The organism is Agrobacterium sp. 20P9.1.2 (assembly GCF_057799395.1).
The window spans coordinates 173815-185875 of record NZ_JBYOKI010000004.1 but is presented as its reverse complement, the minus strand read 5'-3'; the positions used below and the strand labels follow the sequence as shown (position 1 = coordinate 185875).

Annotated in this window: 12 protein-coding genes; 5 read left to right on the top strand and 7 right to left on the bottom strand. The window is 57.3% G+C overall.

The features are described from left to right. Window positions 1-291 precede the first annotated feature (291 nt). A complete protein-coding gene (locus tag AC27VJ_RS13560; RefSeq protein WP_113089357.1) occupies window positions 292-1398 on the bottom strand; it encodes a TRAP transporter substrate-binding protein in 1107 nt (368 codons plus the stop codon). 288 nt (window positions 1399-1686) lie between these two features. Here AC27VJ_RS13560 and AC27VJ_RS13555 point away from each other — a divergent pair, with 288 nt between their 5' ends. Continuing rightward, window positions 1687-2442 carry a gamma-glutamyl-gamma-aminobutyrate hydrolase family protein gene (locus AC27VJ_RS13555; RefSeq protein WP_488684481.1) on the top strand — a complete coding sequence of 252 codons (756 nt, stop codon included), beginning with the start codon at window positions 1687-1689 and terminating at the stop codon, window positions 2440-2442. Between the two features lie 223 nt (window positions 2443-2665). On the opposite strand, the gene AC27VJ_RS13550 is transcribed toward AC27VJ_RS13555, so the two are convergent. The 3 genes from AC27VJ_RS13550 to AC27VJ_RS13540 form a co-directional block, all read right to left on the bottom strand. Beyond that, window positions 2666-3628 (bottom strand): 2-hydroxyacid dehydrogenase, encoded by a 963-nt coding sequence (locus tag AC27VJ_RS13550; RefSeq protein ID WP_488684480.1) that lies wholly within the window; start codon window positions 3626-3628, stop codon window positions 2666-2668. Window positions 3629-3720: 92 nt separating this feature from the next. Beyond that, entirely contained in the window at window positions 3721-4743 is a 1023-nt protein-coding gene (locus tag AC27VJ_RS13545; RefSeq protein WP_113089354.1) for a LacI family DNA-binding transcriptional regulator, read from the bottom strand. 123 nt (window positions 4744-4866) lie between these two features. After that, complete coding sequence (locus AC27VJ_RS13540) at window positions 4867-5376, bottom strand: MarR family winged helix-turn-helix transcriptional regulator (protein WP_488684479.1); 510 nt, start codon at window positions 5374-5376, stop codon at window positions 4867-4869. 78 nt (window positions 5377-5454) lie between these two features. Here AC27VJ_RS13540 and AC27VJ_RS13535 point away from each other — a divergent pair, with 78 nt between their 5' ends. The 3 genes from AC27VJ_RS13535 to AC27VJ_RS13525 all read left to right on the top strand — a co-directional run bounded on the left by AC27VJ_RS13535 (window position 5455) and on the right by AC27VJ_RS13525 (window position 8663). Continuing rightward, window positions 5455-6279, top strand: coding sequence for a creatininase family protein (locus AC27VJ_RS13535; protein WP_488684478.1), 825 nt, complete (start codon window positions 5455-5457; stop codon window positions 6277-6279). Window positions 6280-6357: 78 nt separating this feature from the next. Then, window positions 6358-7485: a CobW family GTP-binding protein gene (locus AC27VJ_RS13530; protein ID WP_488684477.1), complete on the top strand. Its 1128-nt coding sequence runs from the start codon at window positions 6358-6360 to the stop codon at window positions 7483-7485. 185 nt (window positions 7486-7670) lie between these two features. Next, window positions 7671-8663: a WD40 repeat domain-containing protein gene (locus tag AC27VJ_RS13525; protein ID WP_353577826.1), complete on the top strand. Its 993-nt coding sequence runs from the start codon at window positions 7671-7673 to the stop codon at window positions 8661-8663. A 47-nt stretch (window positions 8664-8710) separates the two neighbouring features. Here the strand turns inward: AC27VJ_RS13525 and AC27VJ_RS13520 are convergent, their stop codons facing one another. Both AC27VJ_RS13520 and AC27VJ_RS13515 read right to left on the bottom strand, forming a co-directional pair. Then, window positions 8711-9154, bottom strand: coding sequence for a glyoxalase superfamily protein (locus tag AC27VJ_RS13520; protein ID WP_488684476.1), 444 nt, complete (start codon window positions 9152-9154; stop codon window positions 8711-8713). A gap of 396 nt (window positions 9155-9550) precedes the next feature. Beyond that, on the bottom strand, window positions 9551-9850 hold the full coding sequence (locus AC27VJ_RS13515; RefSeq protein ID WP_113089349.1) for a hypothetical protein: 300 nt from the start codon (window positions 9848-9850) through the stop codon (window positions 9551-9553). Window positions 9851-10112: 262 nt separating this feature from the next. Between AC27VJ_RS13515 and AC27VJ_RS13510 the strand changes: the two genes are divergently transcribed. Further along, entirely contained in the window at window positions 10113-11276 is a 1164-nt protein-coding gene (locus AC27VJ_RS13510) for a hypothetical protein (protein ID WP_488684475.1), read from the top strand. Window positions 11277-11282: 6 nt separating this feature from the next. On the opposite strand, the gene AC27VJ_RS13505 is transcribed toward AC27VJ_RS13510, so the two are convergent. Continuing rightward, window positions 11283-11939 (bottom strand): OmpW/AlkL family protein, encoded by a 657-nt coding sequence (locus tag AC27VJ_RS13505; protein ID WP_488684688.1) that lies wholly within the window; start codon window positions 11937-11939, stop codon window positions 11283-11285. Window positions 11940-12061 lie beyond the last annotated feature (122 nt).

Genomic DNA, 12061 nt, shown 5'->3' with positions numbered 1-12061 from the left:
TTAGCCGGACAGCTATTGACCAGCCTGTCCGGCTTTTCCTAATCAAAAACGTAATGCTCAGTGGTTTCCACATCACATTACCTCCACGATTCGAGAGCAAGGCCGTTACCACGGTCGACGGGGCCCATCTCCGCCAATACGTCCTGCTGGTAGGACGCGAGCTGCTTCTGCTCTGAACTTTCCCATCATAAAATGATCGCTCGTTTTGTCGAGTGGATTTCAACCATAAGACGCACAAAACCCGGACCTTTCGATCCGGGTTCCGCTGTCACCATTCACCTAAGATGACGATCAGAGCTTGCCGTTACGCTGCTGGATCATCATGAACGTATCGAAGGTGTATTCCGCAAGCTGCATCCACAGATACCCCTCGCGCTTGAACGCGACCTGATCGTCATAGACCTTTTTGAAATCCGGGTTGGTGGCCGAAATCTCGGCGTAGACTTCCAGTGCAGCCTTGTAGCATGCATCCAGAATATCCTGGCTGAAAGGCCGCAACGTTGCTCCTTCGGCGACGATCTGCTTGATCGCGGTCGGGTTCTTGGCATCGTATTTCGCCATCATATTGGTGTTGGCGAAGGCGCAGGCATCTTGCAGCACGGCTTGATATTGCTTCGGCAGGTTGTTCCACTTGTCCAGATTGACGAAGGAGTGGATGACCGGGCCGCCCTCCCAGAAGGCCGGGTAGTAGTAGAACTTGGCCACCTTCTGGAAGCCCAGCTTGTGGTCGTCGTAGGGGCCAACCCACTCCGCCGCATCGATGGTGCCTTTTTCCAGCGCCGGATAAATATCGCCACCGGCAATCTGCTGCGGTACGACGCCGAGCTTTTCGACGACCTTGCCAGCGAGACCGGCAATGCGCATCTTCACGCCCTTGAAGTCATCGACGGTGTTGATCTCTTTGCGGAACCAGCCGCCCATCTGCACGCCGGTATTGCCGGAAATCATGCCGTAGAGATTATGCTTGGCATAGAACTCGTTCAGCAGCTTGTTGCCATTGCCCTCGTAGAACCATGAGTTGGTCAGGCGCGCATTGAGACCGAACGGAATGGCCGTGCCAATCGCAAAGGTCGGGTCTTTGCCGACATAATAATAGGAGCAGGTGTGGCACATTTCGACAGTGCCTGACGACACCGCATCCGCCGCCTGAAGGCCCGGCACGATTTCACCCGCGGCGAAAATCTGAATGTTGAAATTGCCATCTGTCGCGGCAGAAACGTGATTGGCTATGTCCTGCGCACCGCCGAAAATCGTATCCAGCGATTTCGGAAATGACGATGTCAGACGCCATGTGATTTTGGTATTCTGTTGCGCGATGGCAGGTGCTGCCAGCACGGTTGCAGCCGCAGCCCCGGCACCGGAAACGGCGCCTTTTTTGATAAACGAACGACGATCCATAAATATCCTCCCAGATACGAATCTTGCCGGCGGCTGAATTCCCCTCCGCAACCGAGCATGGCAAGAAGAAAGCACGGGTCCAGTCTGCTGACAAGCGGGCCTGCAAAGAATAAACCCCTGGCGAACCGCCATTTCGGATGGGTTTACGTCAAGAAATATAATCAACTGAAATAAAGGCCCCGACGCTTATACTTTAGGCGAAGAAACCTTATTGATCTGCCAAACACGGCGCTTGACGAACAGCCCGTTCCGGTCGCAAAACAGGCGGGAAATCAAGCCGGAGCCACCATGTCCAGACCCATCATCGCCATTCCCGCAGACATCAGAAGCCTTGATGGCGCAAACTGGCACGCAGCCCAGACACAGTATCTTTCCGCAGCGTTGAATGTCGCGGATGTCATGTCCTTCATCATCCCGGCTTTCGAGGAAGGCAACGATATCGACGTCATTCTGGACCGAGTGGATGGCCTGCTGGTGTCCGGCTCTGCCACCAACGTCCACCCCTCGCTTTACGGCGTGGAAGCCAAGGAAAGCGATGGTCCTTTCGATCCCGCCCGTGACGCCACCAGCCTGCCGCTGATCCGCCGCGCCATTGAACGCGGCATCCCGATGCTGGCCATTTGCCGCGGCATTCAGGAACTCAACGTCGCGCTGGGCGGCACGCTTGCCAGCGAAATTCAGGAACAGCCCGGCATCTGGGACCACCGCAAACCAGACGACATCGACCGCGACAAGGCCTACGCCATCCGTCAGCCGGTCTATATCCGCGAAGGCTCCTGCATTGCCCAGCATCTCGGCATGACAGGCGAAGTCCAGATCAACTCCCTTCACCGCCAAGCCATCGCCAAAACCGCCCCCAGACTTCAGGTCGAAGCAACAGCCGAAGACGGCACCATCGAAGCGGTCTCCGTCATCGACGCCAAAGGCTTCGCCGTCGGCGTGCAATGGCACCCGGAATACTGGGCCGAGTCGGACGCGCCGTCCCGTGCGCTGTTCGAGGCGTTTGGGCGCGCTGTGCGTGAGTATCGGGATCGTAAGGTGTGATCGAGCTAGGAGCGTGCGGCTGGGTACCTCTCCCCCTGTGGGAGAGGACAGAAAATCACGATCTTAGCTTCAGCTAAGTCTTAGATTTTCTTGGGTAGAGGGGTTTACCGCTTGCGCCGAGAAAAAACCCCTCACTTGCAATTTCTAACACTTAAGCAAGCTTAAGATGTTGAAATTGCTTTCTCTCCCACAGGGGGAGAGATAGCACCCGTTGCATCAACCCTCACCCCTTAACAGGCGTTTCCGGCACCGGCGTCGCCACCTTGCGCTCGCTCAGCCAACCCAGCACATTATCCGCCACCAGATCGGCCATCGCGTTGCGGGTCGGCACCGATGCGGATGCTACATGCGGAAGCAGGGTTACGTTGGGCAGGGAGAGGAACGCTTCCGGCACCTTCGGCTCTTCATAGAACACGTCGAGACCAGCCGCGCCCAGCGTACCATCCTGAAGCGCCTTCAGCAGCGCGTCCTCGTCCACGCTGGAACCGCGCCCGACATTGATGAACACGCCGTTGGAGCCCAGTGCGGAGAGAATGTCGGCATTGATGACTTTGTGGGTTTCCGGCGTGCCGGGCACGATGCAGATGAGGATATCGACTGCCTCTGCCATCTCCTTTAGCGAGCCGTAATAGGTATAGGAAAGTTCAGAGCGCTTGCTGCGCGTGTGATAACCGATCTCCAGCTTGAACGGCTCCAGCCGTTTGGCGATCTCCTGGCCGATGCGGCCCATGCCGAACAGGCCGACCTTGCGGCCGCGCAGCGAAAAGGGCGAGAGTGCAAACGGGCCTTCGGCTGCCCATTTTCCTTCGCGAAGGTAAGTCTCGGCCTGATAGAAACGGCGTACGGTATTGATGAGAAGCGCAATCGTCGTGTCTGCCACTTCGTCGTTCAGCACGTCAGGCGTGTTGGTGACAATGATGCCGCGAGAGGCCGCGTGTTTTACATCCACGCCATCATAACCAACGCCGAAATTAGCGATGACTTCGAGGTTGGGCAACGCATCCATCCATTTCGCGTTGAGGCCACCCGAGACGGCAACAGCCGTAATACGCTGCGCATCCTCGGCAGAGAGCGAAGGCTCAGGCCCCGCAGGCGCTTTGACGACCTCCACCTTGCCTTCGAAGCGCTCGAGAACGCGTGGGTGGATTTTGCCCGGAACGAGAACGACGGCTTTGCTATCTGACATGCGTTGGTATCCTCCTGCTATGCGTGAGACCAAGCTAGACTATCGATTTACAAAGCGAAACCCGCATTCGAAACAACAATGGGGTCAAATATTCAACTGCGCGGCACGACGGGGCTGGTCGATTGGCGGATGCGCATTTCCGGCTTGATCAAGTGAATACCGTCAGGCTCATGGCTGCCCGCCAGCCTGTCCAGCAGCGCCCGCGCCGCCAGCCGCCCCACTTCCGCCTGACCATTGGACACCGTCGTCAGCGCAGGCGTGGCGATGGCCGCTTCCTCCAGATCGTCATAACCAGTGACGGAGATATCCTTGCCGGGCACGAAGCCAGCGCGGGAAATGCCGTTCATCAGACCAATGGCGACGAGGTCGTTCCAGCATACGGCAGCGGTCGGTTTTTGCGGCAGGGACAGGAAATTCACCGCCGCCTCGAAGCCACCCTGTTTGGAGCGTGCACCGGGAATGCGCAGGTTCGGGTCAACCTCGATGCCCGCCTTGCGCAGCGCATTGACATAACCCTGATAACGGTCGCGGCCCGTGGATGTCTGGTCGGTACCGCCGACCATGGCGATGGTGCGGTGACCAAGGCTGATGAGGTGGTTGGTGGCCAAGGAGATGCCGTAGCTGTCATCGCCGCGATAGGTCGGCATATCCACGCCGTCCATGGAGCGCGCCACCAGAATGGCGGGCATACCGTTCTCTTCGGCAAGCGTCATGTCTTCCAGCGGTGTACCGATGGCAGGCGACATAATGATGCCGTCGCTGCCCAACTGCAGCAGCGTCTCGATAAAGGTGCGCTGCTTTTCGACGGAATCGTAATGGTTGGACAAAATGAAGGTCTGGCGGCTGCGGTCCAGCTCGCTTTCGATGGCCTTGAGAATTTCCCCGTAAAACGGGTTCATCACATCGTGGAACACAACACCGATAATGCCGGAACGGGACGTGCGCAGGCTGGCAGCGCGACGGTTATAAATATAACCGAGAGCCCGCGCCTGTTCCTTGATCTTCTCGCGCGTATCGGCAGCCACCAGCGGGCTGTCACGCAGCGCCAGCGATATGGTCGCGGTGGAAAGCCCAAGGCTCTCGGCAATGGTCGATAATTTGATCTTTTGCGCCACGGACCCCTCCTACGGTCACGCAAGCCGCTTCTGGCGGCGTTTAAATTGTGACTAAACAATTTAAACAAAACGCGCAACTGTTTTAAGGATTTCAACCATAGCCAAGATTGGTTATGCGAAATTTTAATCGATTAATTCAAATGACTGTAGATTGGCGTCGATGGTCCGCAGTAATTTCATCACGGTTTTGATCTCCTTGGCAGAGAGACCTTCGACCGCACGCGCGTTACAATCCGCCAGAGAGGCATTGATATGCTCCACGCTTTTCAGGCCAGACTCGGTCAGCTTGACCATGGTCAGGCGACCATCGCCGTCGCCAGCACTGCGCTCGACAAAGCCCTGCGCTTCCATGCGACCGATGGTGCGCGTCATGGTCGGCGCCTTGACGCCCAGCTTCTGGGCAATCTGCCCCGGCGTCATGCTGCCTTCCTGCGCCAGAGCCAGAATCACACCGTCCTGACCGGCATAAAGACCGCTGGCTGAAAGATTGTGGCTCAGTGCCGTGCGCATGGAGCGGGCGGCCTGGGTAATGGACTGGGCAAGCTCATCCGGGCTGAACGGCAAATCCTTCTTTTTGCCGGACTTCGCCTTCTTCTCGGATTTGTTCTTTTTGGCCAGCTTATCCTTGCTCATCAGCAAATGCCTTTTCTGAAGTCCCGGACAACGATATGTTCTTGGTAACACTTAACGAATGCAGGCGCGGATCGCCAGATGCCAGACACATATACGCATTTTCACGACAACAACGTAACATCGCCGTTGCAACCGCAAAACGATGTCATCGCCGTGCTGCCGCTGGGCGCCCATGAACAGCACGGCCCGCACCTGCCATTCGAGACGGACACGCTGATTGTCGAGGGCATCGTCGCGCGCCTGAAACAGGCCCTGCCCGCAAAGACGCAGGTGCACTTTCTGCCCGCAGAGCCGGTCGGCTACTCCATCGAACATATGGATGTATCAGGCACGAGGACGCTGTCCTTCGATGAAGCGGTCCACCGCTGGCTGGGGCTGGCCGAAGAGCAGCACCATAAGGGCATTCGAAAATTCGTGATGCTCAACGCCCATGGCGGCAATTCCCCGCTGATGACCATCGTCGCCACGGAAGCGCGGGTGCGCTTCGGCATGCTGGCGGTCGCCACCAGCTGGAGCCGCTTCGGCATGCCGCCGGGCGTCATCTCTCCTGAAGATAAAGCCATCGATATCCACGGTGGCGATATCGAAACCTCGGTTATGCTGGCCATCCGGCCAGATTTGGTGCGGATGGAGAAGGCGGAGAACTTCGCGTCGAAACAGTCGGAGTTTGCGCAGCGCTTCAAACATCTGCGTGCCTATGGACAGCACGCCTTCGGCTGGCGCATGTCGGATTTGAACCCGCAGGGCGTTGCTGGCAACGCCGCCGCCGCGAGCGCTGAAAAGGGAGAGGCGATCATCTCCCATGCCGTTACCGGATTGCTGGAGCTTTTAGAAGATGTCTCTTCCTTCGACATGAATTTGCTTGAAAGCTCGGTTCAAAAAACTTCGGCAGATTCTCTTTGAACTCATTCCGCCACACGCCTATATGAACGACAACGCTTTCAAAGCCGCGTCGCGGCTCATCATCTTCAGAGGTTTCTCATGACCGAAGCAGCAGCAACCATCAAGCCAATCCCTGTGACCGTATTGACGGGCTATCTGGGAGCGGGAAAAACCACGCTTCTCAACCGTATTCTGTCGGAAAACCACGGCAAGAAATACGCCGTCATCGTCAATGAATTCGGCGAAATCGGCATCGATAACGATCTCATCGTCGAATCGGACGAAGAAATCTACGAAATGAACAATGGCTGCGTCTGCTGCACCGTGCGCGGCGACCTTATCCGCGTCGTTGAAGGCCTGATGCGCCGTCCGGGTCGTTTCGATGGCATCATCGTGGAAACCACAGGCCTTGCCGATCCGGTTCCCGTCGCCCAGACCTTCTTCATGGATGATGACGTCCGCGCCAAGACCGAACTCGATGCCGTCGTTGCGCTTGTGGATGCCAAGCACCTGCCGCTACGCCTCAAGGACAGCCGCGAAGCCGAAGACCAGATCGCCTTTGCCGATGTCGTCATCATCAACAAGACCGATCTCGTGACACCGGAAGAGTTGGCTGTCATCGAAGACATCGTCCGCGCCATCAACCCGTCTGCCCGCATCTACAAGGCAACCCGCTCCGGCGTCGATCTCGCCCGCGTGCTGGATCAGGGTGCGTTCAATCTGGAACGTGCGCTGGAAAACGATCCGCATTTCCTCGAACACGGCCATGACGACCATGTCTGCGGTCCCGATTGCGGCCATGACCACGGTCACGATCACCACCATCATGATCATGACCATGACCATGACCATCATCACCACGATCATGATCACAGCCATGACCACGGCCATCATCACCATCATGGCGAAGTCTCTGCCATCCATGACATCACGGTTCAGTCGGTGTCCCTGCGCGGCGGCGAGATGAACCCGGAGCGTTTCTTCCCGTGGATTCAGAAGGTCACCCAGACCGATGGCCCGAACATTCTGCGCCTCAAGGGCATTATCGCGTTTAAGGATGATGCGGAACGTTACGTCGTTCAGGGCGTGCATATGATCATCGAAGGCGACCATCAGCGTCCGTGGAAAGACGGCGAAAAGCACGAGTCCCGCCTCGTCTTCATCGGCCGCAACCTCGACCGCGAGAAGCTGGAAAACAGCTTCAACGCCTGCCTCGCTGCGGCTTGATACGATCGGCTTTAAGGCCAGGAACTGGCGTCATCCTCGGGCTTGTCCCGAGGATCTAAGCACCTCTCCACCCTCGGGAGTCCGCAGATGCTCGGGACAAGCCCGAGCATGACGACGGATAGGGAAACATAATCCCAACACAGCCGTTGCTACCTCGTTACAAACATACGAAAGACCCTTTACCTATGCCCACCGTTGCCCCTCTTGACCTCGAAGGCCACGTCGTTGCGACGCATTTTCTGGGCGATATCGCAATGTTTGCCACCGCCGCCGGCACCATTCACCGGCTTGATGGCGGTGAGAAGGTCACCGAGGTGCATCAGGGTCTGCTGACCTGCATTCGCGACCCCTACAGCACCACGCTTCTGACCGGCGGTGAAGACGGTAAGGTTCTGCGCGTCAGCCATGATGGCTCTGCCGTGGAACTGGCCCATGTGCCGCGCAAGTGGATCAGCGTCATTGCAGGCGGCCCGCAAAATGCGGTGGCTTACGGCGTTGGCAAGTCCAGCTTCGTGCGGCTGAGCGATGGTACGGTCAAGGAATTCACCGAAGAGCGCACGGTCGAGGCGATTGCCTTTGCGCCCAAGGGTCTGCGCATTGCCGCTGCCCGCTATAATGGCGTGACCCTGCATTGGGTGGCAAGCGCTGGCGACCCGATCGATCTCGACTGGAAGGGTGCACATACCGGCGTCACCTTCTCGGCAGACGGAAAATTCCTCGTCACCACCATGCAGGAAAATGCCCTGCACGGCTGGAAGATGGAAGCCACCAAGGGCGGCATGGAAACGCGCCACATGCGCATGACCGGTTATCCCGCCAAGGTCAAATCCATCTCATGGTCCAGCAAGGGCAAATGGCTGGCATCCTCAGGTGCGCCTGCCGCCATCGTCTGGCCCTTCTCGGGCAAGGATGGCCCGATGGGCAAGGCGCCGCTGGAACTCGGCACCCGCGCCAATATCATGGTCACCAATGTCGCCTTCCACCCCATCGAAGAGGTGCTGGCCATCGGTTTTGCCGATGGCATGATCCTGGGCGTGCGCGTGGCCGACCAGAAGGAAGCCCTGCTGCGCCGCCCCGGCAAGGGCGCAATCACCTCCATGTCCTGGAGTGCCGGCGGCAGCCTTCTCGCCTTCGCCTCCGAAGCGGGCGATTGCGGCATCATCGATATTTCCGCTTAAGCACTGAGCGACGGAACGGCGGCGTCAAAAACGCCGCCATCTATCCATTACCAGACCAGTTCCACCTGCGGACGTCCGTTCGATGTCTTCTGCGCCGTGCATCCAGTTGTATCGACATTGCAATGAACGCGTTGCCGGAAGGAAGAAAAGCTGTCGAAGGTCACCACATCGACGGGATCATCAAAATGCAGTGTCAGTCGGTAGCGTTCCGGATCGCCACCCAGCGACTGCACACCCAGAACCGAACCCGTGAAGGGCTGTCCCAGATAAAATCCGCTGACGCGCGAGCCCAGCATGTATGGGTTGAAGGGCGGTCGGTTGCCCACCGCAGCGTGGAGCGTGTTCCAGTCACGGTAGCCGAATTGCACGGCAACCAGTTCCAGTGCGCGTGAATGGCTGATCGTTTGGCCTTCCTGCGCCAGACTTGCACGCAGCCGTTTGGCCTGATCTTTCAAACTGTCCAGGCTCGGTAATTCTATGTGATTCCGCATGGCGGTTCTCCGTCACTGGCATGCGCATTTCAGGAGGGAGCCCGCATTGCCGCCGTATCACATGCCCGTAGGGGGATGACCGTGTCGGATAGATGATGAGAGTTTCACCAGAGCCTTTGAGGACTTGCGGACGGCCGGGACTCTCGCCCGAAGCCATTCTTTAGCCGATCCGCCTGTTTTCGTCAAACGACCGGTTTAGAGCGCTTAGCACGAAAAAAGGAGAGCCTTTCAGCTCTCCTTTCATCTGGCATCGAGCGTGACAACGCCCTCTTTCGTCACCTTCGTTCTTGCCGGGGACCCGACTGCATTGGACGGCAGGGACCATCCTATGGTCGGGACAAGACCGAGCGTGCCGAGACAGGTCGTGGCGCGCTTCGCTGGCAGATTGAGTTGGTCCTAGTGACGACGCTTCTTCTTGTTATAACCGCGATCATTGTCATTGCCGCTGCCGATGGCATCGACCGATGTTCTGTTGCCGTTGAGAATGCCGCTCAGCAGGCCGGTTTTGTTGCCGTTCAGAATGCCATTGCCGGACAAGATGTTGCCGACGCCGAGGTCGACATTGGGCGATACGTTGATCAGGCCACCCTTGTTGCTGTTGCCCGAAAGAAGGCCACCCAGCAGGCCGCCTGCATGGGCAGGAGCCATGGAAGCAACGGTAAGAACGATGGTAGCACACGCGATTTTCGTTAGCATTTTCTCTCTCCTATGATCTGTAAAACAACGCCCTCCGGCGTGGTCAGACAGTACAATTAGGATTATCTAATGCAAGCATATGCTAATGTTATAATAAATCGTTAATATTAATAGTTTCAATTTTAATGAAGATTGGAATGAAGACTTCACAACGACTTCCGATGGCAACGCCACGACGCGCCAGCACTCCTCACTCACCGATGCGACATGTTGTTAACCATCTATCTATAAGATATCCCTCAATTAGTTATTGGAGATACATATGGTCCTGCGCATCGTTGTTGCGTTGCTCATCTGTGGCGCCTGCACGCGCATCGCGGCTGCGGACCCCGGCATCACCTACAATACGGAAGCTACTTATGACACCAACTATTTCAGTGACACCCATAAAATAGCTGCCTTCAGCCTGCGCACGACGCTGGGTGTCGATGGCGAGATCGACAGGGACGGCACCAAATTCGGCTATTCCTTCAACCATCAGGAAGTGCGCGTTCCCCGTTATGGCTTTGCCAACGAGCATAATAGCTGGGTGAACTTCACGCTCACGAAGAAACTCTCCGACCGGCTGGAATGGAGCGCGCAAATGCGTGGCACGCGCAGCGATGCGGGCGATATATTTCTCAAGCTGTCGGATCAGATCATCGGCTATCGCCGTCTCGATCACAAGCTCGACTTTTCCACCTCAGCCACGCTGGAAGCCTTTGGCGGCAAGAATACGCTGACGGCAAGCTACACCAGCCTCATGAAGGGCAAGGCGCGGTTTCGCCCCGCCTACTTCCTGCCCGGGAGGCTGGAAGCGAATGAAGCACTGCTCGGTCTCAAGGCGGAGCACGTCCGCGCGCTTGGCGGCGGCGAAGTGGGGGCAACACTTGCCTATAATGCCAGCCTGATTCCCGATAGCCAGCAGCAAATCTATGACCGCTTCCCCGCTACCAATCTTCGCGGTTCACTGGCCTATGGCCGCAAGTTCGGCAAAAATCTCGCCATCCTGATGGAAGCTGGCCTGACGACCATTGCGGGGGATGAGATCGGCGACAAGGTCAAGCGCACCCGCCCCTATCTGCGCGCCGAAGCCGAATGGGCACTCAACGACAAGCTGGCCTTCGCCGCCGCCTTCTCGCAGGATTACGCGCTCTACGATCTGGACGATTCGCTCGGCGAATTTCAGCGTCGCTGGAAAGCGGTCATGAAAACCAAGCTCACCCCGAAACTCGGCTTCGACCTGTCTTTCGAGCGGACCCACAAGGACTGGATTTTCTACGATTACAACAGCAGCGAAAGACGCCTCGTCGCGACGCTGGCCTATGATGCGGGCCATGATCGCAAGCTGGAAGTGGAATTCTCGCGCCTGTTGCATGATGAACATGACGAGACTGCCGCGTATCGCGGCAGCACGATTTCAACCCGCTTCAGCGGCAGCTTCTAGCAACGCTTAGAAGCGATAGGTCACACCCGCACCGATCAGCCATGGATCAAGCTTGGCCTTGCCGCTGATCGGCGTGCCACCCATATCGGCGCTCCACTTGGTTTCGAGGAAGATTTTCTTCACATCGAAGTTCACGCCCCAGTTCCTGGTCACCATATAGTCGAAACCCACCTGAAGGGCGGCACCGAAATCATTCTTGACGTCGAGATTGCTGAAACCGGCTTTCTCAGACTGATGATAGAACAGCGAGTAGTTCAAGCCAGCGCCGACATAAGGCTTGAAGGCACCGAAATTGGTGAAGTGATATTGCAGGGTAACAGTTGGCGGCAGAAGCCATGTCTTGCCCACATCGATCTCGCCCAGCGCGCCCGTCGTCTTGATCTTGGAAAAAGTGGTGCCGAGAATGAGTTCGGCGGCAATATTGTCGGTGAAGAAGTAGCTGACGTCGAATTCCGGTATGACCGTATCCGAATAGGCAAGCCCCGCACCCGGCACACCATTGATCGTGCCGCTATCATGGGTGATGACACCCAGACCACGCACGCGGATCATCCAGGGGCTGGCCGCCGCAATCGCCTCTTCCGCAGTGGGTGCGGGTGCAAGCGGCGCCACATCAGCCGCCATGGCAGACGTGCCAGCAACGATCAACGCCACAGTTGCCATCAGGGTGGCGATATGCCGGTTCCAGTTTTTCATCATAGTCTCTCCTTGATCGAATAGTCTTTCGCCCGGACTATCCGATTTCATGGAAAAACCGGTTTGAGATAGATCAACATCAAAGCGCT